Below are 25,816 nucleotides of genomic sequence, written 5' to 3' on the forward strand. Positions count from 1 at the left end.
CGCCCGGCGGAAGCCACCCACGAGACTGCTTTACCTGGGGCGTAATCGCGCCGGGCGGCCCCCGCGCGGCACTGTGAGGTCACCGAGGCCCGGGCGGCGCACTCCGGCCGGGCCCCGGGAACGACGTACGGAGACCGACACTCACCGGAGGCGAAGACCATGCCCGCACAGGACGTTCACGAGACCGCTGTCGCCCGGTACTTCGAGGCCTGGAACGCCACGGGCGCCGACGACGTCCGCAAGGCCGTGGAGGCGGCCTGGACGCAGGACGCCGCGTACACCGACCCGCTGGCCGACGCGGCGGGGACGGAGGCGCTGGTGGCGGTGATAGCCGCCGCGCAGAAGCAGTTCCCGGGGTTCGAGTTCCGGCGGACGGGGGAGGTCGACGGGCACCACGGGATCGTCCGGTTCAGCTGGGAGCTGGTGTCGGGGGCGGACGGCTCCGCCCCGGTGGCCGGTTCGGACGTGGCGGTGCTCGCGGAGGACGGCCGCATCCGCAGGGTGTACGGCTTCCTGGACCGGCTGCCGCAGGCGTGACGTGAACAGAGCGAGAGGGGCCCGGACCGTTCGACGGTCCGGGCCCCTCTCGCGCGTGCGCGCCGCCGTGCTCAGGCCTCGCGCGGCGAGACCTCGCCCATCGCGCCCCAGCCGTCCATGCCGGGGATCTCCGTGCTGACGATCTGCGGGGTGCTCGCGATGGCGTACGACATGGTCTCCATCGCGGCGGCGAAGTGCGCGGACTCCACGTGCTCGCGGCCCGCCTCGCCGTCGCGGAAGGCCTCCACCAGGACGAACTGGTGGGGGTCGTCAACGCTGCGGGACCACTCGAAGAAGATGTTGCCGGGTTCGTCACGGGTGGCACGCGTGAAGTCGTCGACGAGGTCGAGCCAGTCCTCGCTGCGCTCGGGGCGGACGGTGAATTTCACGGTGATGAAGATCATGGGGCGTTCCCTCTTAGCCTTTAGGTGCCCTACGAACGTACCCCGACCCGCCCACCCGGCGCCCGTCCGGGGCGCCCGCGCGGGGGCCGGCATCCGCCCAACGGTCGGCGCGGCGTCGCCGCGACCCGCCGGTCAGGCCCTAGCGCGCGACGAACTGCGTCAGGATCGCCTGCACCTCGTAGATGTCGACGCCCTTGGTGAAGGTCTTCTCGATCGGCACCGGGTTGCTGGATATCCAGATCTTGAGCTCGGCGTCCAGGTCGAAGTGGCCCGCGGTCTCCACCGCGAAGTGCGTGATGCTCCGGTACGGCACGGAGTGGTACTCGACCTTCTTGCCGGTCATCCCCTGCTTGTCGACGAAGATCATGCGCCGGTCGGTGAGCAGGATCGTGTCGCGTATCAGCCGGTACGCGGCGTACACCTGCTCGCCGTGGCCCATGAGCCGCGCGTACTCCTGCTGCGCCGACGCCGGGTCGACGGTGTGCGCGTTTCCGAACAGCGCCATGGTGGCCCCACCCTCGTTCGTTCCTCTGCGGTCGCCCGTACGCGCCGACGGCGCACCGGGACCTCTCACCGTACGGGACCGCGCGGACGGACCGCGAAGGGTGGCCGTCAGGCCCGCTGGCGCGCCCTGCGGGCGGGGCGCGGGCTCTCGCTCGGCGTCGCCAAGTGGCCCTCGACCAGGCGGTTCAGGGCGCGGAGCAGGGCCGTGCGGTCGGTCTTGGACAGCGCGCCGAGCGCCCGCTCGTGCACCCCGTCGACGATCTCCTGGCTGCGGGCCGCGACCTCGGCGCCCTTCTCCGTGACGGCGATGACACGGGCCCTGCGGTCCTCGCGCGCCGGGCGCCGCTCGGCGAGGCCCGCCTTCTCCAGGGCGTCCACGGTGACGACCATCGTCGTCTTGTCCATGTCCCCGATCTCGGCCAGCTGCGCCTGCGTGCGCTCCTCCTGGAGCGCGTGCACGAGGACGCAGTGCATGCGCGCCGTGAGCCCGATCTCGCCGAGCGCCGCCGCCATCTGCGTGCGCAGGACGTGGCTGGTGTGGTCGAGGAGGAAGGAGAGGTCCGGTTCGGTGCGGGTGGGTGCCATGGCGGTCATGGGGCCAGGGTAGCCGAGCGGCGAGCAGTGCGCCCGAGATAGATAGTCTGCAACAAAACTATCTGCTACGGTCCTGGCTATCGGCAGGGACGGGCGCCGCCCGGGCTCGGCGCTCGGGCTCGGGCTCGGCGCCGGTCGTGACCGCCCCGGGCGCCGCGCTTCCCGCCCCCCCCTTCTCGCGTGCCTGGCTCCGTCGCCCGGCCGTACCGGACAGGAGAGACCCATGACCGCCACCACCGCACCGGCCGAGGCCCCGGCGGCCCCGGATGCCGCGGGCGCACCGTCCGCGGGCCGCTCCCGGCGCCTTGCCCTCGGTGTCATCGCCACCGGGATGCTGATGATCATCCTCGACGGCAGCATCGTGACCGTGGCCATGCCCGCCATGCAGAAGGACCTCGACTTCACGCCCGCCGGGCTGAGTTGGGTGGTGAACGCCTACCTCATCGCCTTCGGCAGCCTGCTCCTCCTCGCGGGACGGCTCGGCGACCTGATCGGCCGCAAGCGGATGTTCGTCACCGGCATCGGTCTCTTCACGCTCGCCTCCGTCCTCGCGGGCGCGGCCACGAGCCCCGCGACGCTCATCGCCGCGCGCTTCCTGCAAGGCGTCGGCGGGGCCATGAGCTCGGCGGTCAGCCTCGGCATCCTCGTCACCCTGTTCACCGAGCCGGGCGAACGGGCCCGGGCCATCGCCGTGTTCAGCTTCACCGGGGCCGCGGGGGCCTCCCTCGGGCAGGTGCTCGGCGGCGTCCTCACCGACGCCCTGAACTGGCACTGGATCTTCTTCATCAACCTGCCGATCGGCCTCGCCGCCCTGCTCCTCGCCCTGCCCGCGCTGCCCGCCGACCGGGGGCTCGGGCTGCGTGCCGGGGCCGACGTCACGGGGGCGCTCCTGGTGACGGCGGGCCTGATGACCGGCATCTACAGCGTGGTGAAGGTGGAACAGCACGGCTGGGCCTCCGGGCACACGCTCGGCTTCGGCGGGCTCGCCGTCGCGCTGCTCGGCGGCTTCGCGGTCCGCCAGACCAAGGCGCGTACGCCGCTGCTGCCCCTGCGGATGTTCCGCTCCCGGGCCGTGACCGGGGCCAACGTCGTGCAGATGCTGATGGTCGCCGCCCTCTTCTCCTTCCAGGTGCTCGTCGCCCTCTACCTGCAGAACGTCCTCGGGTACGGCGCCGCCGAGACCGGCCTCGCCATGCTGCCCGCCGCCGCCGTCATCGGCGTGGTGTCCCTCGGGGTCTCCGCCCGCCTCAACGCCCGCTTCGGCGAACGCACCGTGCTCCTCGCCGGGCTCGTGCTGCTCCTCGGCGTCCTCGGCCTGCTGACCCGGGTGCCCGTGCACGCCAACTACTGGGTGGACCTGCTCCCCGTCATGCTCCTCGCCGCCGGCTTCGGTCTCGCGCTGCCCGCGCTGACCTCCCTCGCGATGTCCGGGGCCCGGGCCGACGACGCGGGGCTCGCGTCCGGGCTCTTCAACACCACGCAGCAGGTCGGCAGCGCGCTCGGCGTCGCCGTCCTCTCGACGCTCGCCGCCTCCCGTACGGAGTCCCTCCTCGCCTCCGGCCACTCCCGGGCCGAGGCGCTGACCTCGGGCTACCACCTGGCCTTCGGCGTCGGCACGGCCCTGCTCGCCGCGGCCTTCCTGACCGCGGCCACCCTCCTGCGCCCCAGGCGCTGACGAGGGCCCTGCGGAGCCGGGCCAGGGCCCCGGCTCCGCCCCGTCCGGGGACGTGCCCCCGAGGCAGGGCGCCTGCCCCTGACCCCGGTGCCAGGAGGCCGCGCTCCGCGCAGCCGGGGCGGCCCCACCCACCCGCCCCCAACTTGAACGGGGCACCACGCGCCCCCCACCCACAGCCGAGCCCGGAGGCCCTGGCCCGGGGCTCTGGCCCGGGGTCCTGGCCCGGGGTCCTGGCCCGGGGTCCTGGCCCGGGGTCCCCTGGCCCGGGGCCCAGGTCTGGGGTCCTGGCCTGGGGTCCAGGTCTGGTGGTCCAAGCCTGGGGTCCAGGTCTGGGGTCCAGGTCTGGTGGACCAGGCCCGGCGGGGTCCCGCCGCCCGCCCTCGCCCGGGGAGGCGACCCCGAGGGAGGGCGCCCGCCCTCGGCCCCGGCGCCAGGAGGCCGCGCTCCGCGCGCCCGGGACGGTCCCACCCACCCGCCCAGAACTCGAACGGGTGCCTCGGCACCCCCTGCCCCAGACGCGCCGCGCCGGGCCCCGTCACACGGGCCCGGCGCGGCCCCGCCAGCCCGGGGTGCGGCCCGTGGGGCGCCCGGCCGAAGGAGCCTGGCGCCGAGGCCCGACGCGGTCCCGCCCCCGCCGAGGGCAGCGCACCCTGCCGCAGGCACTTGGCGTCGGGGCCCGGCCGCCCACGCCTGGGGTGGTCCTGCCCTCTGCCCCGGCCGGGGCGGGGTGCCTGGGGGTGCCACCCGTGGGTGCTTGTGGCGGGGGCCCGGCTGTCCAGGTTTGGGGTGGTCCTGCCCTCTGCCCCGGCCGGGGCGGGGTGCCTGGGGGTGCCACCCGTAGGTGCTTGAGGCCGGGGCCCGGCCATCCATGCCCGGGGTGATCCTGCGCTCCGCCCTTGCCCGGGGCGGGGTGTCTGGGGGCTACCTGTGGGTGCTTGTGGCGGGGGCCCGGCTGTCCAGGTCGGGGTGGTCCTGCGCTCCGCCCCTTGCCCGGGGCGGGGTGCCTGGGGTGCCACCCGTGGGTGCTTGAGGGCGGGGCCCGGCCGTCCATGCTCGGCGTGGTCCCGCCGCCCGCCCCCGCCGGGTAGGCATGGGGCGCCACCCGCGGGCGCTGGGCGTCGGGGCCTGGTCGGCAAGGCTGCTGAGTGTCGGGTGGGAGGGTGGGGGAGATCCGCCGCGGTAGCGGCGGTACCGCCCACGCAGGCGCAGGCGCTTCGCGACGTGCTGAGGCCCGGCCGTGCGAGCCCGGCGTGGTCCCGCCGCCCGCCCCCGCCCGGACCGGGATCCGTAGGGCACCACCCGCGGGCGCTCCGCGTCGGGGTCTGGTCGGCAAGGCTGCCGAGTGCCGGGTGGGAGGGCGGGAGGAACCCCGCCGCGGTAGCGGCGGGCACCGCCTCAGCCGCTGCGCGCCAGTCCGCCCCGGCCCTGGCGCAGCGCGGCCACCCCCGCGACCACCGCCACCGCCACCAGGTGCTCCCGGCCCGCGAGGTTCGGGTTGAGGAGGGAACCGACGACCGTGGGGACGACGAAGGCCAGGCACAGGACGGGGGCCCGTAGCCGTACCGCCAGATAGGTGAAGAGGCCCACGACGGCCGCGGAGGCCCCCGTGTCCACGGCGTGGGCGTAGGAGGCCGGGACCCCGGCCCAGTGGCCGGGGCCGATGGCGATCATCACGCGGGCGCCGAGCGTGCCCGCGAGCGTGGCCCCGTACGCGACGAGGAGCGTGCGGCGCCAGCCGACGAGCAGTTGCGCCAGGCCGAAGGCGAGGACCAGGCGGGGGACGCCGCCCCAGGGCGGCTGGTCGCGGGTCGGTATGAACACGGACAGGGGCGTGCGGAGCAGCGACTGCCACAGGGGCTGGTCGGCGCGGACCTCACCGAGCATGCGGACGACCCGGTCGGGGTCGGGTATCTGCTCCAGGCCGTGCAGGACGAGCATCGCGAGGGTGCCGCCGACGGCGAGCGCGATGCCCGCCACGCCCCGGGAGCGCAGCTCCCGCCACGCGGCGACGGCGACGTCCTGCCACTCCCGCCGCAGGACGCCACGGAGCCGGGGCAGCACACCGCGGTCCCGGACAGCCACGCCGGGCTCGGCCCGGAGCCCGGCCTCCGTAACCTGCGCCCGGGGCACGGGACCCGACTCCGCCCCGGCCTCACCCTGCGCCCGGGGCACGGGGCCCGGCTCCGCCCCGGCCCCACCCTGAGCCCGGGTCTCGGCCTCACCCTGCACCCGAGGCGCGGAGCCCGGCTCCGGCCCCGCTTCGCCCTGCGTCCGGGACTCGCCCTCCGCCCGGAGCACCGGACCCACCCCCGGCCCGGCCCCGTCCCGAGCCGGGCACGGCGTCGAGCCCGCAGCCCCCGGCGGCAGCGCCCCCGCTATCCGGGGCTGCGGGCGTCTTCGCCCGCGGGGGCGTCTCGGGGGCCGCCGCGGCATCGGTTGTCCGTCCTCTTGTTCACCGCGTCGCGCCGCGAGGCACTTCGCTCCAGTGCGTACGTGTGTCGGACACGCGTGCGACACACGTACGCAAGGCTAGAGGAGAACGTCATGGTCCGGGCGGCCCGGCGCCGCTCATTCCTTGAGGACGCGGAGCGTACGGAGGGTGTGGTCGGCGGTGTCGGGGATGTACATGCCCGCCGCGTGGCCGCTCCGCAGGTACTCCAGGACCGGTTCGGTGAGGCGTTCGCCGGGGAGGGCGGCGGGGATGCCCGGCGGGTAGGGCGTGGCCATCTCGGCGGCCACGCGGCCCGCGGCCCGGTCGAGGGGCACCGACTCCACGGCGCCGAAGTACGCGTCGCGCGGCAGGCACACCTGCTCCATGCGCAGCTCGGCGGGGGAGGGCACGTCGACGCGCGGCGCGTCGGCGAGTTCGGCGCGGTGGGCGGCCAGGTCGCGCAGGGCGTCGAGGAGGGGGTCGACGGTCTCGCGGGAGTCGGCGTGGGTGAGCTGCGCGCCGATGCGGCGGTGGTCGCCGATGTGCACGGTCAGCGCGTGGTGCTCGCGCAGCCAGTCGGCGGCGCGGTAGCCCGTCGTACCGAGTCCGGAGATGTCGATCACCGTGGGCAGCGGGTCGAGGTCGGCGGCGAGCCCGGGGCCCGTGAGGTCGGCGCGGCCGTTCACGTGCAGGCCCGGGATCAGCTCGATCTCCTCGTGGACCTCGGCGGCGAGCCGCAGCGCGCCGGACATCAGCTCGTGGCCGCGCAGCACCATCTGGCGGCGCCAGGCGTCGAGTCCCGCGTAGATGAGGACGGAGGGGCTGGTGGTGCCGAGCAGGTCGGCGCGCGAGGCCAGTTCGGCGGGGTCGACGCGGTCGCCCTGGAGGTGGAAGACGGAACCCTGCTCCAGGCCGCTGCCCATCTTGTGGATGCTGGTCACGCAGATGTCGGCGCCCGCGTCCATCGCCCACGACGGCAGGTCGCCGTGGAAGGGCAGATGCGCGCCCCACGCCTCGTCGACGACGAGGGGCAGGCCGTGCGCGTGGCACAGCTCGGCGAGCCCCCGCAGATCGGCGCAGCTGCCGTACGGCGTGGGGCTGGTGACGAGCGCGCCGCGCGCGTCGGGGTGCCGGTCGAGGGCCTCCTTGTACGAGGCCACGGACGGGGGGTGCGCCAGGGAGCGCTCCGCGTCCCACTGGGGCTCCACCCACACCGGGTCGATGCCGCACAGGATCAGCCCCGCGACCACGGACTTGTGCGCGTCCCTGCCGATCAGGAGCCGGTCTCCGGGGTGGGCCACGGTCAGCATGGCCGCCTTGACGGACAGGGAGCTGCCGCAGGTGGTGAAGTACGTGTGGTCGGCGTGCACGGCGTCGGCCATGAGGTGTTCGGCCCGGCTCAGCACGTGTCCGCTCGCGCGCCGGTCGTCGAGGCCGCCGACGGCGAGCACGTCGGACCGGAACACGGCGTCCCCCAGGACCCGCCGCGCCTGTGGATCGGCGCCGCGGGCCTGTTTGTGGCCGGGCGGGGTGAAGGCGAGCCGACCCCGGTCGTGGTAGGCGTCGAGGGCTTCCAGGACCGGGGCCGCGGTGTGGTCGATGGGCTCCATAGGGGGATGGGTACCGCGATCGCGCCGGATGTCACGTGGCGTTCAGGGCAACCGTCGGATGCAGCCGCGCCGCCCGCGCCGCCGGGTACAGGCCCGCGAGCACGCCGATGACGAGGGTCGCGGCCAGGCCGCCCGCGAGGGACCAGGGCGGCACGACCGGGGTCCAGTCCTGGACGAGGGCGAAGCCGTAGGTGGCGAGGGCGCCGAGGCCCGCGCCCGCGACGCCGCCGATGGCCGACAGGAGCAGGGACTCGGTCAGGAACTGGATCCTGACGGCGCCCCGGGTGGCGCCGATGGCGCGCCGCAGGCCGATCTCCGCACGGCGTTCGAGCACCGAGATCACCATGGTGTTGGCGACGCCGACCCCGCCGACGAGGAGCGCCACCGCGCCGAGCCCGAGCATCAGCGCGGTCAGGCCCTCGTCGGTCGCGGTCTTGGCGGCGAGCGCGTCGGAGGGGCGCGAGACCGTCACGGAGCCCTTGTTGCCGGGGTTGACCGTGCGGGCGAGGACCGCGCGGACGTCCTCGACGGAGGCGTCCGTGGAGCGCTCGAAGACCGTCGTGGGGTGGCCGTCGAAGCCGAAGTACCGCTCCGCGGCCGGGAATCCGACCAGGGCGACCCGGTCGAGCGTCGGCACCAGCTCCACCGGCGCGAGGATGCCGACGACCACGAAGTACCGGTCACCCATCATGATCTTCTCGCCGGGCGCGGTGACGCCGAGCCGCTCGGCGGCGATCCGGCCGAGCACGGTCACGGGCAGCCGCTCCCGCCCCCGGTCGAGCCAGGCGCCCTTCGCCACCCGGGTGTTGAGGGCCGGGAGCAGGTCGGTGCGGGCCGCCTGCGCGGTCACCGGTGCCGACCGCTCCTCCGGTACGGCGGCGCTGCGGCGGATGCGCGCGTCGACGTCCGCCGTGGCGGTGGCCTGGTGCACCGGGCCGATGCGCTCGACCATGGCGACGGCGCTCTTCGGCAGCTTCACCGGCCGGCCGCTCGCGTCCTTGCCCGCCTCGGCGGTCAGCAGATTGGTGCCGAGCCGGTCGAGGCGCTGCATCAGGTCGGCGCGGCTGGACGTGGAAAGGCCCACGACGGCCACCATCGTGGCGATGCCGATGGCGATGCCGAGCGAGGAGAGCACCACACGGGCGCGCCGGGCCCGCAGGCCGACGGAGCCGACGCGCAGCACGTCGGCGGGGGAGAGCCGCGCGGGCCTGAGCCGGTCCCTGCCGGGCGCGCTCATACGACGACCTCCCCGTCGCGGAAGCGGACGCGGCGCGGCAGCGCGTCGGCGATGTCGTGGTCGTGGGTGATGACGCACACGGTCGTGCCCGCCGCGTTCAGCTCGCGAAGGAGATCCATCACCACCTGTCCGGACGCGGAGTCGAGGGCGCCGGTCGGCTCGTCGGCCAGCAGCAGCCGGGGCGCGCCCACCAGCGCGCGGGCGATCGCCACGCGCTGCTTCTCGCCGCCGGACAGCTCGCCGGGCCGGTGGTCGAGCCGGTGGCCGAGCCGCACCCGCCCGAGGGCCTCGGCGGCGGCCGCGCGCCGCCGCCGCGCGGGGACGCCCGCGTACAGCAGGCCGTCGGCGACGTTGTCGAGGGCACTGCGCCCGGGGGCGAGGTGGAAGTGCTGGAAGACGAACCCGATGTGCCGGGCCCGGAGCGCCGCCACCTGCGCGTCGGACAGCGCCCCGACGTCGTGCCCGGCCACCCGTACGCTGCCGGAGGTGGGCCGGTCCAGCGTGCCGATGAGGTTCAGGGCGGTGGACTTCCCCGACCCGGAGGGCCCGACGATGGCGAGCAACTCCCCGTCGTGGACGGTGAGGTCGACCTCACGCAGAGCGGTGACACCCCCGGGATAGACCTTGCCGGCCCCCCGCAGCTCGACCACGACGTCTCCACTCGCCACGACGTCTCCACTCGCCACGACGGCTTCCCTCGGCGCGACGGCTTCCCCCCAGGCCGCAGGCCCGTTCACTGGGTCGCCACCCCCACCCGTACGCCCTCGCGCAGGCCGGCGCCGCGCACCTCGATGCGGCCGTCGGCCGTCATGCCGGTCTCGACGCGGACCATGCGGGGCGGGCCCGAGGCGGGTACGAGCTGGAGGCCGTAGCCGCCGCTCTCGCCGCGCAGGGCGACGAGCGCCTCGACGGGTACGGCGAGGACACCGCGCCTGCTCTCGCTGACGAAGGTGACGCTGGCGGTGGACCGCGCCGCCTCGCCGGAGGGCGCGGCCGCGCCGCCGCCCAGGGCGATCTCCACGGTGATGCCGTCGCCGGGCGGGCCGGAGTCCTCGGTGGTCTCGGGGCGCACGGTCCCCGTCACCCTTCCCCGCACCTTCTTGCCGTCCGCGAGGCGGATCTCCGCCTTGGTGCCGCGCGCGGCGAGCGAGCTGTCGCCCTGGTCGACCTCGGCCCGCACCACGGGCGTCGGCGAGGCGGCGGTGAGCACGGCCCCGTCGGGACCGACCTGGTCACCGAGGGCGGCGTCCGCGGCGACGACCTTGACCGGGCCGCCCTGGAACACCACCTCGCCCTTGCCGACCCGGCCGGTCGGCACCCGGTTGAGGGACTTCTGCCACCGCTTGACGGCGGCCGCGGTCGCGGCGTCGTACCGTACGTCGATGTAGAGACCGGCCCCGTACCCCAAGTCGCGGAGGTTGCGCTCCAGTTGGAGCACGTCCGTGCCCCGGTCGCCCTCCTTCATCGCGCGGAACATCGGCACCGGCCCGTACAGCAGGGTCACCGGCTTGTCGTCCAGCTCGTACAGGGCCTGGCCCTGGCGCACCGTCGCGCCCTCGCGCGCGGCCACGGTCACCGTGCCCTCCACCGCCGGTTTCACGGGCCTGCGCCCGGCGAAGTCGACCGTGCCGTCCACCGTCTTGCTGAGCACCAGGTCGGTGCGGACGACCTCGGCGGTCGAGGGCGGCGCACCGCCCTCGTCCCTGACGCCGTCCCGCGGCCCGCCGCCGAACGCGAAGGCGCCCGCCGTCACGACCCCGGCGGCGGCCGCACCGGCCGCCACCAGCCAGCCCGTACGGCGTCTCACTGCCTGCCGTCCAGGCCGTCGAGCAGCTTGGCCGCGCAGGCCTCCCGCGCCTCCTTGTAGGCGGGGGACTTCCGGTCGAGCTTGGGTGACGTGGGGTCGGGCTCGCCGCCGGGCTGCGCGTTGCCGTCGGCCATCGTCGGGTTACGGAACTGCGAGACGCCCTTGTCCCGCATGCACTTGGCGTGCGCGAGCATCGACTCGAAGTCCTGCTGCTGGTCGCGCTCGGGCTCCAGGTCCATCGCGGCGAGGAGCTCGTCGCTGCAGACGCCGCCCTTGCCGCCCTTGTACTCCTCGCCGCCGCCCTTCGGATCGACGATCTTGTCGATCTCGGGCCAGTTGAGATAGCCGCTGAGCTTGGGGTCGGGGTAGTCCTTCAGGCCCGCCTTGGTGCGCATGCAGCGGACGTACCTCATCTGCGCGTCGAAGAAGGCGCTCTTGCCTGCCTTGTCCCCGGCGGAGGCGTCCGCCGGGCCCTTCGCCTTGTCGGCGCCGCTCTCCTTGCCGGAGGCCTCGGGCACGGAGGCGACCTGGTCCTGCTTGCCGCCGTCGTCGGAGCCGGAGCCGGAGCCCGAGCCGCAGCCGACGGCGAGCGCGAGCACGGGGGCCGCGACGAGCGCGACGAGCCGGAGCCGGGGTGCGCCGGAGACCGGCGCCCTGCGTGAGGTGGTGGTCATGCGCCTCACCGTCCGGTGGCCACATGATGGTCCCTCCATGGCCACATGATGAGCACGTAACAATGTGCGGGCGGCGCCCGTCCGACCCCTCTGACCAGCTTGGAAAGGCCGGGCCCTCGCCCATAATCGAGCGCATGCCGCATGTGCTGCTGATCGAGGACGACGCCTCCGTACGCGACGGGATGGAGCTGGTGCTGCGCCGCCACGGCTACGAGGTGTCCGTCGCCGCCACCGGGGAAGCCGCCCTCGCGCTGCTCGACGGGCCCGGGGGCGAGGCCGTCGACATCGCCGTGCTCGACCTGATGCTCCCCGGCCTCGACGGCTTCGAGGTGTGCCGCCGCGTGCGGGCCCGCACGTCCCACCCGACGCTGCCCGTGATCATGCTGACCGCGCGCGGCGACGACCTGGACGTCGTCCGGGGTCTGGAGGCGGGCGCCGACGACTACGTGGTCAAGCCCGTCACCGCGCCCGTCCTGGAGGCCCGCATCCGCGCGGCCCTGCGCCGCGCCACCCCCGTCCCGGCCCGGGACACCTACGCGGGCCTCGTCGTGGACCGCGCGGGCCTGACCGTCACCAAGGGCGGCACCCCCCTCGCGCTCCCGCCCACCGAACTCCGCCTCCTCCTGGAGCTCTCCGCGTCGCCCGGCCAGGTCTTCAGCCGCGAACAGCTGCTGCGCAGCGTGTGGGACCACGACTTCCTCGGGGACTCCCGCATCGTGGACGCCGCCGTCGGCCGGCTGCGCGCGAAGATCGAGGACGTGGCGTCCCGGCCGCGCTACGTCCAGACGGTCCGGGGCTTCGGCTACCGGTTCGGCCCGCTGTGAAACGGCCCGGCCGCCGCCCCGGGCACCCCGGCCGCCGCCCCGGCAAGGACCGGGCCCCGCGCGGCCTGCGGGCCCCGCGCGGTCTGCGCACCCGTCTCGTCGTCACCTTCGTCCTCGTCGCCCTCATCGGCACCGCAACGGCCACCGCCCTCGCCTACCGCGAGGCCCGCACGGCCGTCCTCAGCCGCACCCAGGAGGCCGCGCAGCAGGACCTCCGCACGCGCGTCGACGCGCTCGCGCCCGACGTCGACGTGCCGCCCGACCAGCGCTCGCTGAGCGTGTTCGCACGCTCGGTGTCCTCCGGGCTCCCCGGCTCGCCCCTGGTCGTGGCCCGGTACGAGAACCTCAAGGCGGCCTCCGACGGGGCGCCGGACGACCCCCGCATCACCGCGGGGCTGCGGGCCGACGTCCGCGTCTCGGGCCGCATGAGCTTCCAGCGGGTCGCCTACGAGGGCGAGCCGTATCTGGCGGTCGGCACGCCCGTCACCTACGAGGGCGGGCGCGCCTCCCGCCTCGAAGTCTTCGCCGTCACGCCGCTGCGCGCCGAAGAGCGGGACGTCGCCGCCCTGTTGACCTCCGTGCGCGACGGACTGCTGCCCGTCCTCGTCCTCACCGCCGTGCTCGCGCTCCTTGCCGCCCGTACGGTGCTCCGCCCGGTGCGGGACCTGGGCCGGGCCACGCGCCGCCTCGCCGACGGCGACCTCGGCACCCGCGTCGAGCCCCGGGGCCGGGACGAACTCGCCGATCTCGCCCGGGACTTCAACACCACCGCCGACGCGCTCCAGACCACGGTCGCCGAGCTGCGCGACCAGGAGGCCAGGGCCCGGGAGCAGGAGGCGAAGGCGCGGCGGTTCGTCGCCGACGTGTCGCACGAGCTGCGCACCCCGCTGGCCGCCATGACGATGGTGGCGACCGTGCTCGACGAGGACGCCGACCGGCTCCCGCCCGACGCCGCGCACGCGGCCCGCACCGTCAGCGCCGAGACGGCGAAGCTGACCCGGCTGGTCGACGACCTGATGGAGATGTCCCGCTTCGACGCCGGGGTGGCCCGGCTGCACCTGACGGAGGCGGACCTGGCCGCCACCGTCCGCTCGTCCCTCGACCTGCGCGCCTGGACCGGCCGGGTGACCGCCGAACTCCCGGACTCCGCGCCCGCCCTGATCGACGTACGGAGGATCGACGTGGTCGTCGCGAACCTCGTCGGGAACGCGCTGCGGCACGGCGCCCCGCCGGTGACCGTCCGCCTCACCACCGGGGCGGGGCTCGCCACGGTCACCGTCACCGACCACGGACCCGGGCTCGCCCCGGACGCCCTCGCCCACGTCTTCGACCGCTTCTACAAGGCCGACGCGGCCCGCACCCGCTCCGAGGGCAGCGGCCTGGGCACGGCCATCGCCCTGGAGAACGCGCGCCTGCACGGCGGCACCATCGAGGCCGCGAACGGCCCCGGCGGCCGGGGCGCGGTCTTCACCCTGCGCCTGCCGCTCCGCCCGGCGGCGGGCCCCGAGGACGAGCCCCGGTGACCCGCGCACGCGCTGCCGCGCTCGCCCTGGCGCTCACGCTCGCCGCCGCCCTCACGGCCTGCGGGGTGCGCCCCACCGGCGTGGTGACCGGCGCGGACCCGGCCACCGGCCTCACCCGGGGCCTTCGGCTCTACTTCGTGGACGGCACCGGGCTGCGGGGCGTGTCCCGCCCCTACACGAACCTCAGGGACCTCGCCGGTGTCATCAAGATGCTCGGAGTCGGCCCGACGCGCACCGAGCGGGAGAGCGGCCTGACCAACCTCGTCGATATCCGCGAGATCGACGTGACGGGGCGGGGCAACCGGGTCACCTACCGCTCGCCCGGAGCCTTCTTCGACTCCGACAGCGACCGCCTGCCCAACGGCCAGCTCGTCTGCACCCTCGCCCGCGCCCAGTCGTACCTGTCGTCGAAGGACGAGGACCGCCGCATCCGCCCTGACGACGTCCGGGTCACCCTCGACAACGGCGAGCGCCGCTTCGGCCCGTACCGCTGCTCGCAGTTCCTGGACGGCTAGCCGCCCTGCCCCTGCTGTCCCTTCTGGTCCTTGCGGGCGAAGACGTACATCATGAACTGCTGGGTCTTCGAGCTGGACCTGGACACCAGGTCGGTGCTGATGTACAGGCGGCCGTGGGTGAAGAGCAGCTCCGAGCCGACCGGGACGAGGCCGCTCGGCCTCCTGGTGGAGGTGAGCAGCTTCCTCTCGCGCAGGGTCCGGCCGTCGAGGGTCACCACCTGGACGCCCAGCTGGTCGCGGTAGGCGAGCACGTTCCCGCCGTCCATGCGGAGGGGGAACACGGGGCCCTTGCTGTCGGCGTTGCCGCGCTGCCCGGTCGTCTTCCCGGTGGCGAGGGAGAAGACGACGATGTCGTTCGTGGACGAGATCCCGTCCTTGGCGTCGCGGCGCGCGGTCGGCGCGTACAGCCGGTCGTTGCCGACGACGAGGCCCTGGCAGTCGTTGACGACGCTGGTGTCGCCGCAGTCGTGCATGTACCTCCGCTCCGGCAGCGAGATCTTCGAGCGCAGCTTGCCGCGGCCGTCCAGGGAGAAGACGTCGCTCGCCCCCTGCCCGGTGATCTCGCCCGAGTCGACGCCGACGACCACGGGGGAGGTGGAGATGACGTTGAGGTTCTTCACGCCGCCCGGCAGCTTGTGACTCCAGCGCGGCTTGCCGGACCTGGGGTCGAGGTCCTGCACCTCGTACTTCTGCGAGCCGTAGTCGCCGCAGGAGCGGATCGCGACGAGCCGGGCGCCGCCGCCGTAGCCCACGTCCCGGCAGGTGTCACTGGCGCTGGGCTTCCAGCGCGGCTCGCCGGTGCGCAGGTCGAAGGCGGCCCCGCCGTAGATCCCCCCGACGGCGACCGTCCGGCCGCTGATCGCGACCTGGTTGAACGCCGTCTTCTCCGTCTGGTAGCCGGTCCTGACGGTCTTCGTCCACAGCTTCTCGCCGGTCGCGACCTTGAAGGCCATGACCTGGGTGCAGGGCGTGCGGTAGCCCTTCTTGTCGTGCGTGGTGGGCGCGACGACCACCACGGCTATCCCGCCCGCGCCGATCTCCGGCGAACCGCCGCAGGACTGGCCGGGCTTGGGCAGGGTCCAGCGCGTTTCGCCGGTGGCGGCGTCGAGGCCCGTTATCTTCGCGACGGACGACTTCACGTACACCTCGTCCGTGAGCCAGGACCCCTTCACGGGCCAGGTGCTCTCCTTCTTCGGCAGCGCGGGCACGGGCGCCCCGCCGTGGAAGGTCGCCTTCGGATCGGCGGGCACGGCCTCCGTCGGCTCGGCGTACGCGGGCCCCGGCTTCTTGCCGCCGCCCTTGCCCCCGCCGCCGTCCGAGCCCTCCCCGCGCGCGGCGACGTACCAGGCCCCGCCCCCGGCCACGAGGGCGAGCGCGACCACCGAGGCGATCACGACGGCCCTGCGGCGGCGGGCCCTCGGCGGGGGCGGCACCGGCGCGGGCGGCCCGAAGCCCCCGGGCGGCGGCTCCACCGGAGGCCCGAAGCCGGCCTGCGGCGGCCCGAAGCCGGCCTGCGGCGGTCCGAAGCCCTCGGGCGGCGCCGGCAGCCGCGGCGGCGGCCCGAACTGCCCCTGGGGCTCGGGTGGTCCGGGCGGGGGCTGCGTCATCGTCTCTCCAAGGTCTCTGCTCTGCGAGGGGCTTCAGCGCCGTGCGGCGTCACCGCGGCCGCGGCCGTCACCGGCCGAACGACAGCAGCCGCCCCTGCTCCTTCTTGCCGCTGAGGCTCTTGGGGCCGAGCCGCGACGGCGCCACGAAGAAGCGCCCGCCGCTGTACAGCGTCTCTCCGGCGAACATCTCGGCCTCCCACTTCTGGGCGGGCGTCGAGTGCCGCAGCAGCACCCGCGGCGCCCCGCCCGGGGCCGGGAACCGCACGGTGCGGCCGGTCTTGCCGTGCTGCGCGCGCACGTACACGACGATCCCGGAGGCCCGGCCGTCCCCGGTCTGCCGCACGGGTCTGAGCTGCCGCCCGGGCACGGCGGCGTCCCACCGCCGCTTGCCCGTCGCCAGGTCGAAGGCGACGACCTTGTTGGGCCCGAGCATGCCGTCCTTGGGCTCGGTGGGGAGGGCGAGCGCGTCGCCGCCGACGGCGCCGCCGGGGCAGTTCTGCACGCCTTCGCCCGCGTCCCCCGCCCCGTCGCACAACTCGAACGCGTACGGCCCCCGGTCCATCGGGATCCAGGCGCGCTGGCGCCCTCGGCCGTCCACGGAGACGACGCTCCACTTGTCGTAGTCGCCCCGCTTCCGGACGGCGAGGACGAGGGGGTCGACGGAGTACACCTTGTCGACGCTCCACCCCTTCCTGCTGCGGTACTGCCAGCGCACGGCACCGGTCCTCGGGTCCACGTTCTTCACCCGCCCGTGGGCCTTGGGTGCCCCGGCCGCGCAGTTCTCGACGTACAGGAGCCGCGCGCCGCCCGCGACGTCGTTCAGGTAGCAGGTGCCCACGCGGTCCCGCTTCGAGGTGAAGAGCCGCTTGCCGTCGCTGACGCGGTACGTGTGGGCGAGGTCGCCCTGGGCGACGGTGACGGCGGCGCCGGTGACGGCGAGGCGCACGGAGCTGGTGCTGTCCGAGAGGTCGTGCTCCTTGAGCTCGCGGTGCCAGCCCCGCTCGCCGGTGCGCAGGTCGATCTGCTGGAGCTGGTTGCACTTGCCCGTGCCGCTGGTGCTGCCGTCGCCGTACGCGACGACGACGCGGCCGCCGGACGCGGTGTCGACGGGGGTGTCGCACACCTTGTCGGGCAGCCGCAGCGTCCACGCCTTCTTGCCGTCCCGCGCGCGGTACGCGGTGACCGTGTCGTAGAGGGCCTGTACGACGAGCGCGTCGGACCCGCTGTGCACCGTCCACAGGTCGCCCAGCATGGCGCCCTTGCCGGGCAGCCGGACGCCGTTCAGGTCGAGCCAGCCCTTGGACTCGCCCGGTTTCGCCCCGGCGTTGACGTCGATCCGCCGCACCGGCGTGCCGGAACCGCCGGGCGCGTCCGTCCGCTCCCCCGAGCCGGACGGCTCGCCCGACGGCCCCGATTCCCGGGCGAGGGGGGCGCGGAAACCGCCGGACCCCTTGCCGCCGTCCTCCTTCAGGAGCGCGTACGCCCCCGTGCCCGCGCAGGCGGCCGCGAGCACGGCGCCCGCGACGATCCAGGCCGTCGCGCCCCTGCGCCGCCGCGGGGCGGGGACGGGGTCGACGTACGGATTGCCGGGGACGGGCTCGTGCGGGCGCTGGGGCGGTGGACCTGCCATGACAAGAGTGTGGCCCAGTAAGCGAGTTGGTGGAGATACTTTCTAGAAAATTCCTCTAGAAGCCCTGGATGCCGAAGCGTTCTCGCCGACCTCCGCGCGGCCGGTTCTGCTCTACGCTGGAGCACATGGCGGCGGACGAGGTGACAGCGGCCGGACGCATCCGTTCCGGAGCCACGGAGAAGTCCGGGCGGCGCCGTGTCCCCTAAGCAGCAGCGGGGCGAGGCCACCGTCGACCTGCTCCTGGACACCGCGCTCGGGGTGTACGCGCACGCGGGCGCGCAGGGCTTCACGGTCAACGCGGTCACGGCGGGCAGCGGCGTGAGCTTCGGCAGCCTGTACCACCACTTCGGCAGCTTCGACGGCCTGGCCGCCGCGCTCTATCTGCGCTGCGTGGACCAGCTCTGTGACCCGGTGGCGGTCGCCGTCACCCGCTGCCGCACGGCCCGCACCGGCATCCGCGCCCTGGTGCGGACGTATCTGGACTTCACCCGCGACCACCGCGACGTGGCCCTCTTCCTGCACGGCTCCGCGTACTCCAGCTATCTGGCGGCCCACGCGCAGGAGGTGATGGCGGCGAAGGAGGCCAAGTTCGCGCCCATCGCCGCCTGGCTGCGCCCGCGCATCGTCTCCGGCGAGGTGGCCGCCCTGCCGCCGGCCCTGATCGAGGTCCTGGTCATGGGCCCCGTCGCGGAGACGGCCCACCGCTGGCTCTCCAGCACCTACGAGGTGGACCTGGACGAGGCGGCCCGGGTCCTGCCGGACCGCATCTGGCGGTCGCTGCGCCCCGACTAGGGCCTGTCCGATGGGTCGGCGCGGCGTCGCGGCGTCTGGCACGCACGCTCGCCGCGTTGCCGAAATGCCCTAGTAGCTCCTTCCCCGAGCTCTCAGCTGCGTTCGAGCAGGGGAGACCCCACCCGAGGACATCCCGGCGCCTTGCGATCGCACGCACCAGACGCCGCTCCTTGCTCCACGCCGACCCATCGGACAGGCCCTAGGCCCGACCGCCCGCGCGGGAGCGGGCGAGGAGCTCCGCGGCGCCCCGCACGAGCAGGCCCACGTCACTGCCGACGGCGACGAAGCCGCAGCCCTCCCGCCGTGCGGCAGCGGCGAGTTCGGGCGTCGGCGCGAAGGTGCCGCACGGCTTCCCCGCCCCGCGGCACGCGGCGACGACCCCGGTGAAGGCGTCCCACACGTCCGGGTGGTCCGGCGCGCCCAGGTGCCCGAGCGCGGCCGACAGGTCGTAGAGCCCCACGAACAGCGCGTCCACGCCGTCCACCGCCGCGATGTCCGCCGCCGCGGCCACCGCGCCCGGCGTCTCGATCTGCGGGACCAGGCACATGGCGGCGTCGGCGGCGCCCAGATAGCCGGGCGTGCGGTCCCAGCGCGAGGCGCGGGTCACCGCGCTGGCGACGCCCCGGGTGCCGTGCGGCGGGTAGCGGGTCGCGCGGACCAACTCCCGTGCTTGCGCGGCCGATTCGACCATCGGAATGAGGAACGTCCGCACGCCGATGTCGATCAGCGGCCGCAGCCCGTCCGCGCTCCCGTTCGGGGGCCGTACGACGGCGTCGGTCCGGTCGCCGATCGCGCGGAGCTGGTCCAGTGTGCTGCGCACGTCGTTGGGCCCGTGCTCGCCGTCGACGAGCAGCCAGTCGAACCCGGCGTCCGCGCAGACCTCGGCCGAGGACGCATCGCCGAGGCTCAGCCAGAGCCCGGTGAGGGAATCGCCCGCGGCCAGGCGTGTCTTGAACGCGTTGAGAGGGGTGGGGGAGGTGGGCATGGCGTCCTCCAGTGGGGCGGCGGCGGTTGCCGGGAAGTCTGGCCCCCGGCCGCCCGGGGCGGGCCCCGGACGGCCGAAGTCGGCGGGAACTGGAGCGCCGGGGCGAGCCGGGGCCCGGTGCCTCAGGCCGGGCGCGGCACGTAGGCCAGGCCGTGGGCGCCGGCCTCGCCGTGCCGGGCGACGTCGATGCGGGCCAGGCGCCGCAGCGTCTCCAGGTCCACGACGTCGACGGTGGAGGAGACGACGCCGGAGACGTAGCCGAGCCTGCCGTCGGGCGACGAGGTGATCGTCAGCGGGAAGTGCCCCACCTCGGTCTCGCCGAGGGCCTCGTGGGTGTCCGCGGAGTACACCCGGAGGCGGCCGGGCGCGTGGCCTCCCAGGCCGCTCCCCGGCGCGGGCGTCATCCGCAGCTCGCCCGCGAGCAGCTTGCCCGTCGACGTCAGGTGCACCGGGAAGACGACGTTCTCCGTGGGCAGGAATCCCGTGACGGACGCCGTCTTGGCGTCGACGACGCGGATGCCGGGAGCGGGCGGGGCCCCCGCCGTCCCGTCGGCGGCCCGCGGCGGGGCGAAGGACCCGTAAGGGGAGGCGACGAAGGCGTGCGTGCCGTCGGCGGAGACGGCGAGGCCCTCGCTGCCCGGCACCTCCACCTTCGCGGTGAGCACGCCCCGTTCGAGGTCGACGACCGACACGAACGGCGCCTCCTTGTTGGTGGCGTACCCGATGGTGCCCGCCGGGTCGATGGCGAACCAGTGCGGGCCCGGCGCGTCCGTGTCGATCCGGCCCAGCGGCTTGCGGCTCTCGACGTCGATCACCACGACCCCGCCGGTCCGGTCGTCGGACCCCTCCACGCTGACGTAGAGCCGCCCGCGCCCGACGTCCAACGCGAGGCCGTGCGGCCCGTGTTCGGGCGCGATGTCGACGACCTCGACGACGCGGCGCGCGTCCGGGTCGATGACGGTCAGCTCCGTACGCCGCCCGGTGTTGTCGTGGTAGTAGCCGGAGGCGTACGTCGTCGCGCACCACAGCAGCCGCCGCGCCGGGTCGAAGCACACCTCGTGCGGCTCGGCGCGGACGTCCACCGAGCCGACGCACCGGTCGCTGACCGCGTCGAAGAACGAGACGGTCGGGCCGCTCTGGCTGACCACGGCGAGCACGTCGCCCTCGCGGCCGGCACGCGCGGACTTGTCCTGGTCGAACTGCTGCATGAGGTCTCCTGAGAAAGGCGAAGGGGGGCGGGGCCCGCGCGGTCGCGGCCGCCCCGGGGAACGCCTCCACCCTCGCCACCGCGGGAGGCGGGAGCAATGCAAGGATCGGCACCCCATAGTTGCCGCCTACGCAAAAATGCAGCTCAGGAGGGCCCATGGATCTCAACCTGCTGCGCGCCCTGGACGCCCTGCTCCAGGAGAACAGCGTGACGCGCGCCGCGGAGCGGCTCGGCACGTCCCCGGCGGCGGCCAGCCGCACCCTCGCCCGGCTCCGCCGCGCCGTCGGCGACCCCCTCCTGGTCCGCGCGGGCCAGGGCATGGTCCCCACCCCGCGGGCGCTCGAACTCCGCGAGGAGGTCGCGGCGTTGCTGCGCGGCTGCGACGACGTCCTGCGCCCCGGCGCGGGCTTCGCGGCCGAACACCTCCGGCGCACCTTCACCGTGCAGACCATCGACCTGCTCCAGGCGGGCCTCGCCGGGACCCTCACCGAGCGCGTCCACGCCGAGGCGCCGCACGTCGACGTGGTCTTCCTGCCGGAGTCGGCGGAGGGCGGCCCGGCCCTGCGCCAGGGCCTGGTGGACGTCGAACTGGGCGTCCTGGCCCATCTGGACCCGGAGACCCGCACCCGGCAGTTGTCCCGGCTGACCCTGGTCGGCGTCGCCCGCGCCGGTCACCCGCTCTTCGACGGCCCCGTCGACGCCCGCCGCTTCGCCGAGGCGGGCCACATCGGCATCTCCCGGCTCGGCAAGCGCCTGGGCCCCATCGACACCGAGCTGGCGAAGCTGGGCCTCAGCCGCCGGGTCGCGGTCGTCGTCCCCAGCCACACCGGCGCGATGCTCCTGGCCCGGGACACCGACCTCGTCGCCCTGACCCTGCCCGGCTGGCTCCCCGGCGCGACCGAGGCCCTGGGCCTGCGGACCTTCCCCGTGCCGCTGCCGCTGCCGCCGATCGACCTGGGCATGGCCTGGCACCCGCGCAACGACGCCGACCCGGGCCACCGCTGGTTCCGCGGCCACCTGGAGGCGGCGGTCCGCGCCCCGCGCGAGGCGAAGCCCGGTTCTAGGAAACCGGGTTGAACCGCGACACGCCCTCGGCCCGCACGGTCCTGCCGGCGCCCGGCACCGCCCGCGCCACCTCCACCACCCGCTCCCGCAGCCGCTCCACGACGAGCCGCATGTTCTTGTACGCGGCGTCGGTGTCCGGGTAGCGGCAGGCGAACTGCAGCCCCTCGTGGAGCCGCGTGATCCACGCGCACACCTGGTCGCCGTACGACACCCGGATCAGGCCGTACGCCTTCAGCTCCTGCCACCGTTCCGAGCCGGGCAGGGCCCGCGTGTCGACGTACGAGACGATCGAGTACAGGTCGGGGGAGGTGGGCCGGAAGTCGGCGCCGAGGAGCGGGAGCACCCGCGCGATCGGCATGCGGGACAGCGGCCTGGCCTCGCGCAGGGCGGCGCGGACCATCCGCAGCGCGTCGTCGAAGTCCACCGCGTCGGCCACGGGCACCTCGATCGGCGCCCCGCCCACGTACCAGCCCACCGAGTCGGCCCACTGGGAGCGCACCCGGGTGTGGAAGGGCACCACCGTGCGGTACACCCGCAGGCCGCTGATCTCCCGGGTGATGAGGGCGACCGCCGCGAGGACGCCGACGAGGCTGCCGCCGTAGGGACGGCAGTACGCCTCGAAGGCGGCGGCCTCCGCGTCGCCCACGAGCATCTCGTGCAGCAGCCGCTGCTCGGGCAGCGGGCCCTCGGGGTCGAGGCCGAGGTCGACGGGGAAGTTCGGCAGCTTCCCGTCGCACCGGCCGATGAACTCCCGCCAGCGCGCCACGACGGCGTGGGTGTGGTCGATCCGGTCGGCGTCCGTGCGCTCGCTCGCGCAGAAGTCGACGTAGCTGGCCACCGGCGCGGCGGCCACGGGGGTGCCCCCGATCCCGGCGGCGTACAGCTCGTGGATCTCGGCGGTGATGCGGTGGACCGAGTACGCGTCGACGTTGCTGTGGTCGAACGCCATGCACACGGTCGCCCCGTCGTCCCGGACGATCGCGGTGAAGATGAAGTTCGGCCAGGTCAGCGCGTCGGCAGCGGTGTCGAAGCGGTCCTGGAGATAGCGGGTCAGGGTCGCGGCGTCGGTGAAGGTGCCGCCCTCCGCGCGGTGCAGCGCCACGTCCTCGGCGGCCAGCGTGAAGCGCCGCATCTCGTCGCCCGCCCAGCGGAAGCCGCTGCGCAGCGTCTCGTGCCGCAGCGTCCAGGCCCGCAGCGCGTCCTGGAGCACGTCGAGGTCGATCCGCCCCGGCAGGTCGAAGACCGTGCCGAGCCAGGTCGGCACGAAGAGGCCGTCGCTGCGCACCGTGCGCGAGGTGCGGATGTGCGACTCCTGCACGTACGCGGGCGGCCGGACGTCGTCGGGCAGTTCGCGCGCGGCCCCCACCGCCGTCGGGTGCAGTGTCCACTCCACGAGCCGTCCGGGACGGAGCTCGCAGCGCTGAAGGTCGGTCATGCGCACGGGATCTCACCTCACCTGCCCTCGGGAGGCCGACGCCGGGCAGCACTGTCGATCCATGCCTCCATGCCGCTCGGGCACCGCTCACACCGCACTGAGGGGATCAACGAGCGTAGGGGCAAAAGGGCCCGGGGCGCGGGTTTCAGGCCCCGGTCGGCTCAAAACCGATCCGGCAGGGCCCATCCGTGGGCGCGTGCACCTTGGCCACCACCGCGTCGCACAGGTCACCGAAGGCGGCGAGCTCCTCCGGAGTCATCGCGTCGACGAACCAGGCGCGCACGTGCGCGACATGGCGCGGCGCCGCCGCCTCTATCGCCGCCCGGCCGGTGGCGGTCAGGACGACGTCGGCGTACCTGCTGTCGTCGGCACACGCCTCGCGACGCAGCAGGCCGCGCCGCTCCATGCGGCTGAGGTGGTGCGAGAGGCGGCTCTTCTCCCAGCCGGTCTCCCGGCCGAGGGCGGTGGCCCTGGCGCGGCCGTCCGGCGCCTCGGAGAGCGCGACCAGGATCTGGTAGTCGGAGGAGGACAGGCCCCCTTCGTCCTGGAGGTGGGCGTTCAGGCGCGTGAGCAGTGCCGTGTGCAGGGAGACGAAGCTCCGCCACGCGCGCTGTTGTTCGTCGCTCAGCCAACCGGAATCGCTCATGGCGCGATTCTACGCGTTCAGGTTGACGTATCAACCTACCGGACTTAGCTTCGGGTTGACACATCAACCTGACACATCAACCTGACACATCAACCTGACACATCAGCCAACGGGCGATCGACGAAGGGCAGCCGCATGACGAGCACGCCGAAGCAGGACGGACCCCTCAGCGGCAAGGCCGCCCTGGTGACCGGCGGCAGCCGGGGCATCGGCGCGGCCATCGCCCGCAGGCTCGCCCGCGAGGGCGCGGCCGTGGCGCTCACCTACCACTCGTCGCCCGGCAGCGCGGACGGCGTCGTCGCCGACATCGAGGCCGAGGGCGGCACGGCGGTGGCCATCGCGGCGGACTCGGCCGACGCGGCGGCGGTCCGCGCCGCCGTCACCGGCACGGTGTCCGCCTTCGGCCGCCTGGACGTCCTGGTGAACAACGCGGGCGTCGGCTCGATGGGCCCGCTCGGCGAGCTCACCGTCGACGACTTCGACCGGGACGTCGCGGTGAACGTGCGCGCGGTCTGGGTGGCCTCGCAGGAGGCCCTGCGGCACCTGGGCGACGGCGGCCGGATCATCACGATCGGCAGCGTCTTCGCCGACCGGATGCCGTTCCCGAACGGTACGACGTACGCCCTCACCAAGGCGGCCGTCGCCGGCTTCACCCGGGCCCTCGCCCGGGAGCTCGGCCCCAGGGCGATCACGGTCAACAACGTCCAGCCCGGCCCGGTGGCCACCGACACCAACCCGCCCCAGGGCCCGATCGCCGACGTCATGACCGGCCTGACCCCGGCGGGCCGCTACGCGACCCCCGAGGAACTGACCGGCCTGATCGTCTACTTGGCGGGCCCGGAGTCGGCGTACGTGACGGGCGCGACGATCAACATCGACGGCGGCTTCCTGAGCTGAGCGCGGCGGTCACCGCGGACGGGTGGGGCAGTGGTCACCGCGGACGGGGGGCGGCGGTCGCCGCGGACCGGTGGGGCGGCGGTCACCCCGGGCCGGTGGGGCCGAGCAGCCGTGTCAGGGCCTCGGCGGCCCGCACCGCGGCGTCACCGCAGCAGTTGTTGAACAGGGCGTGGATCCGCTCGACCCGCTCGGCGAGGGCGCGCAGCCTCGGTACCCACTCGGCGAGTTCGGCGTCCGTGTACGCGTGCCGGAACCGCTCCTCCTTGCTCCCCGTCCCCCACGCGGCGCTGCGCCCGTGGAACCGCACGACGGAGAGCCGTGACGTGGTGACGGCCGTGACCGGCGGCACCGAGGCGGACAGCGTCCGGTTCATGTCGACGGCGACGGCGGCCATGCCGTACCGCGCGAGCAGCGCGCGCGTGGCCCCGACCCGCTCGGTGGACCACCACGCCGGATGCCGGAACTCGACCGCGACGGGCCACCCCCGGGTGCGCCGGGCGCAGTCCGCGAGGAACTCCTCCGCCTCAGGCCCGGGCCGGAACCACGGCGGGAACTGGAAGAGCACGCTGCCCAGCCGCCCGGCCCGGCGCAGCGGTGCGATCCCCGCGGTGAACCGCTCCCACACCTCGTCGAGCGCCCCCGGGCCCCGGACCCCGTGCCGCATCCCCTCCGGCAGCGCCGCGCTCCGCGTGGGATGGCCGGTGAGCAGCGAGAACGCCTTCACGTCGAAGACGAACCCGGGCGGCGTACGCTCCGCCCACAGGAGGCTGTTCCGCGCGCTGGGCAGCGCGTAGTAGGAGGCGTCCACCTCCACGACCGGGAACCGCTCGGCGTAGTGCCGCAACCGCCCCTCGGCGTCCCGCCGCCCCACCGGATACCAGCCGCTCCGCACGAGCTCCCGGTCGGTCCACGAACACGTGCCCACGAGGATGTCACCCATCCCGTGCGGTTACCCGGGCCCCTCAGGGCCAGTACGCGTGCCGCCGTCTCGTCTCAACTCGTCCCGGGCGCGGGCCCGTCCGCGAGAGTGGATCCCGGCCGGCGATCCGGTCGGCCGCCCGAGTCCACCGAGACAGGAGCCCCGTCATGCCCCGACGCCCCCTGAGCCGTCGCGAGCGGCTGACCCTGCTGGGATTCGTCCTGAGCGGCCTCGTCTCCGCCCTCGTCGGAGCGGCCGCCGACGAGACCTTCCGGGCCCTCGTCTCCTGACCGACGCC

At 74.7% G+C, this 25,816-nt stretch carries 25 protein-coding genes; 9 read left to right on the forward strand and 16 right to left on the reverse strand.

Annotated elements, in window-relative coordinates; all coding sequences use genetic code 11:
• Positions 1-159: 159 nt before the first annotated feature.
• On the forward strand, positions 160-537 hold the full coding sequence (locus MQV74_RS21945; RefSeq protein ID WP_242720142.1) for a nuclear transport factor 2 family protein: 378 nt from the start codon (positions 160-162) through the stop codon (positions 535-537).
• Between the two features lie 71 nt (positions 538-608).
• Here the strand turns inward: MQV74_RS21945 and MQV74_RS21950 are convergent, their stop codons facing one another.
• The 3 genes from MQV74_RS21950 to MQV74_RS21960 all read right to left on the reverse strand — a co-directional run bounded on the left by MQV74_RS21950 (position 609) and on the right by MQV74_RS21960 (position 2,039).
• On the reverse strand, positions 609-941 hold the full coding sequence (locus MQV74_RS21950) for a putative quinol monooxygenase (protein WP_242720144.1): 333 nt from the start codon (positions 939-941) through the stop codon (positions 609-611).
• A 139-nt stretch (positions 942-1,080) separates the two neighbouring features.
• Positions 1,081-1,446 carry a PH domain-containing protein gene (locus MQV74_RS21955; RefSeq protein ID WP_030688977.1) on the reverse strand — a complete coding sequence of 122 codons (366 nt, stop codon included), beginning with the start codon at positions 1,444-1,446 and terminating at the stop codon, positions 1,081-1,083.
• 107 nt (positions 1,447-1,553) lie between these two features.
• A complete protein-coding gene (locus MQV74_RS21960) occupies positions 1,554-2,039 on the reverse strand; it encodes a MarR family winged helix-turn-helix transcriptional regulator (RefSeq protein ID WP_242720145.1) in 486 nt (161 codons plus the stop codon).
• Positions 2,040-2,262: 223 nt separating this feature from the next.
• Between MQV74_RS21960 and MQV74_RS21965 the strand changes: the two genes are divergently transcribed.
• Complete coding sequence (locus tag MQV74_RS21965) at positions 2,263-3,714, forward strand: MFS transporter (RefSeq protein ID WP_242720147.1); 1,452 nt, start codon at positions 2,263-2,265, stop codon at positions 3,712-3,714.
• Between the two features lie 1,395 nt (positions 3,715-5,109).
• On the opposite strand, the gene MQV74_RS21970 is transcribed toward MQV74_RS21965, so the two are convergent.
• The 6 genes from MQV74_RS21970 to MQV74_RS22000 form a co-directional block, all read right to left on the reverse strand.
• Complete coding sequence (locus tag MQV74_RS21970; protein ID WP_242720149.1) at positions 5,110-5,796, reverse strand: hypothetical protein; 687 nt, start codon at positions 5,794-5,796, stop codon at positions 5,110-5,112.
• Between the two features lie 486 nt (positions 5,797-6,282).
• On the reverse strand, positions 6,283-7,755 hold the full coding sequence (locus MQV74_RS21980; protein WP_242720151.1) for an aminotransferase class I/II-fold pyridoxal phosphate-dependent enzyme: 1,473 nt from the start codon (positions 7,753-7,755) through the stop codon (positions 6,283-6,285).
• A gap of 31 nt (positions 7,756-7,786) precedes the next feature.
• Positions 7,787-8,992, reverse strand: coding sequence for an ABC transporter permease (locus MQV74_RS21985; protein WP_242720153.1), 1,206 nt, complete (start codon positions 8,990-8,992; stop codon positions 7,787-7,789).
• Complete coding sequence (locus MQV74_RS21990) at positions 8,989-9,678, reverse strand: ABC transporter ATP-binding protein (protein WP_242720155.1); 690 nt, start codon at positions 9,676-9,678, stop codon at positions 8,989-8,991. Before MQV74_RS21990 ends, MQV74_RS21985 begins: the two co-directional genes overlap by 4 nt.
• 47 nt (positions 9,679-9,725) lie before the next feature.
• Positions 9,726-10,799, reverse strand: coding sequence for an efflux RND transporter periplasmic adaptor subunit (locus tag MQV74_RS21995; RefSeq protein ID WP_242720157.1), 1,074 nt, complete (start codon positions 10,797-10,799; stop codon positions 9,726-9,728).
• On the reverse strand, positions 10,796-11,473 hold the full coding sequence (locus MQV74_RS22000; protein WP_242720159.1) for a hypothetical protein: 678 nt from the start codon (positions 11,471-11,473) through the stop codon (positions 10,796-10,798). Before MQV74_RS22000 ends, MQV74_RS21995 begins: the two co-directional genes overlap by 4 nt.
• Positions 11,474-11,607: 134 nt before the next feature.
• Between MQV74_RS22000 and MQV74_RS22005 the strand changes: the two genes are divergently transcribed.
• Genes MQV74_RS22005 through MQV74_RS22015 form a run of 3 tightly spaced genes read left to right on the forward strand, consistent with a single transcriptional unit; the run spans position 11,608 to position 14,335 of the window.
• A complete protein-coding gene (locus tag MQV74_RS22005) occupies positions 11,608-12,297 on the forward strand; it encodes a response regulator transcription factor (protein ID WP_242720161.1) in 690 nt (229 codons plus the stop codon).
• Entirely contained in the window at positions 12,294-13,820 is a 1,527-nt protein-coding gene (locus MQV74_RS22010; RefSeq protein WP_374120665.1) for an ATP-binding protein, read from the forward strand. The genes MQV74_RS22005 and MQV74_RS22010 overlap by 4 nt, the downstream gene beginning before the upstream one ends.
• Positions 13,817-14,335: a hypothetical protein gene (locus MQV74_RS22015; protein ID WP_242720163.1), complete on the forward strand. Its 519-nt coding sequence runs from the start codon at positions 13,817-13,819 to the stop codon at positions 14,333-14,335. The genes MQV74_RS22010 and MQV74_RS22015 overlap by 4 nt, the downstream gene beginning before the upstream one ends.
• On the opposite strand, the gene MQV74_RS22020 is transcribed toward MQV74_RS22015, so the two are convergent.
• Together MQV74_RS22020 and MQV74_RS22025 are read right to left on the reverse strand one after the other, a co-directional pair.
• Complete coding sequence (locus MQV74_RS22020) at positions 14,332-15,942, reverse strand: outer membrane protein assembly factor BamB family protein (protein WP_242720165.1); 1,611 nt, start codon at positions 15,940-15,942, stop codon at positions 14,332-14,334. The two genes, MQV74_RS22015 and MQV74_RS22020, sit on opposite strands and share 4 nt — an antisense overlap.
• Positions 15,943-16,009: 67 nt before the next feature.
• A complete protein-coding gene (locus MQV74_RS22025; protein WP_242720167.1) occupies positions 16,010-17,572 on the reverse strand; it encodes an outer membrane protein assembly factor BamB family protein in 1,563 nt (520 codons plus the stop codon).
• Positions 17,573-17,767: 195 nt separating this feature from the next.
• Here MQV74_RS22025 and MQV74_RS22030 point away from each other — a divergent pair, with 195 nt between their 5' ends.
• Positions 17,768-18,364, forward strand: a complete 597-nt coding sequence (locus tag MQV74_RS22030) for a TetR/AcrR family transcriptional regulator (RefSeq protein WP_242720169.1) — start codon at positions 17,768-17,770, stop codon at positions 18,362-18,364.
• Positions 18,365-18,563: 199 nt separating this feature from the next.
• Here MQV74_RS22030 and MQV74_RS22035 read toward each other — a convergent pair whose 3' ends face one another.
• Together MQV74_RS22035 and MQV74_RS22040 are read right to left on the reverse strand one after the other, a co-directional pair.
• Positions 18,564-19,349: an HpcH/HpaI aldolase family protein gene (locus MQV74_RS22035; RefSeq protein ID WP_242720171.1), complete on the reverse strand. Its 786-nt coding sequence runs from the start codon at positions 19,347-19,349 to the stop codon at positions 18,564-18,566.
• Between the two features lie 122 nt (positions 19,350-19,471).
• On the reverse strand, positions 19,472-20,557 hold the full coding sequence (locus tag MQV74_RS22040) for a YncE family protein (RefSeq protein ID WP_242720173.1): 1,086 nt from the start codon (positions 20,555-20,557) through the stop codon (positions 19,472-19,474).
• A 155-nt stretch (positions 20,558-20,712) separates the two neighbouring features.
• Here MQV74_RS22040 and MQV74_RS22045 point away from each other — a divergent pair, with 155 nt between their 5' ends.
• Positions 20,713-21,633, forward strand: a complete 921-nt coding sequence (locus MQV74_RS22045) for a LysR family transcriptional regulator (RefSeq protein ID WP_242720175.1) — start codon at positions 20,713-20,715, stop codon at positions 21,631-21,633.
• Here MQV74_RS22045 and MQV74_RS22050 read toward each other — a convergent pair.
• Together MQV74_RS22050 and MQV74_RS22055 are read right to left on the reverse strand one after the other, a co-directional pair.
• On the reverse strand, positions 21,617-23,056 hold the full coding sequence (locus MQV74_RS22050) for a condensation domain-containing protein (protein ID WP_242720177.1): 1,440 nt from the start codon (positions 23,054-23,056) through the stop codon (positions 21,617-21,619). The genes MQV74_RS22045 and MQV74_RS22050 overlap by 17 nt on opposite strands.
• Positions 23,057-23,201: 145 nt before the next feature.
• Positions 23,202-23,702 (reverse strand): MarR family winged helix-turn-helix transcriptional regulator, encoded by a 501-nt coding sequence (locus tag MQV74_RS22055; RefSeq protein ID WP_242720179.1) that lies wholly within the window; start codon positions 23,700-23,702, stop codon positions 23,202-23,204.
• Positions 23,703-23,837: 135 nt separating this feature from the next.
• Between MQV74_RS22055 and MQV74_RS22060 the strand changes: the two genes are divergently transcribed.
• Entirely contained in the window at positions 23,838-24,599 is a 762-nt protein-coding gene (locus MQV74_RS22060; protein WP_242720181.1) for a 3-oxoacyl-ACP reductase family protein, read from the forward strand.
• An 82-nt stretch (positions 24,600-24,681) separates the two neighbouring features.
• On the opposite strand, the gene MQV74_RS22065 is transcribed toward MQV74_RS22060, so the two are convergent.
• Positions 24,682-25,539: a DUF72 domain-containing protein gene (locus tag MQV74_RS22065; protein ID WP_242720189.1), complete on the reverse strand. Its 858-nt coding sequence runs from the start codon at positions 25,537-25,539 to the stop codon at positions 24,682-24,684.
• 146 nt (positions 25,540-25,685) lie between these two features.
• Here MQV74_RS22065 and MQV74_RS40835 point away from each other — a divergent pair, with 146 nt between their 5' ends.
• Positions 25,686-25,808 carry a hypothetical protein gene (locus MQV74_RS40835; protein WP_260422877.1) on the forward strand — a complete coding sequence of 41 codons (123 nt, stop codon included), beginning with the start codon at positions 25,686-25,688 and terminating at the stop codon, positions 25,806-25,808.
• Positions 25,809-25,816 lie beyond the last annotated feature (8 nt).

It is taken from the genome of Streptomyces sp. AN091965 (assembly GCF_022698285.1).
GTDB lineage: Bacteria > Actinomycetota > Actinomycetes > Streptomycetales > Streptomycetaceae > Streptomyces.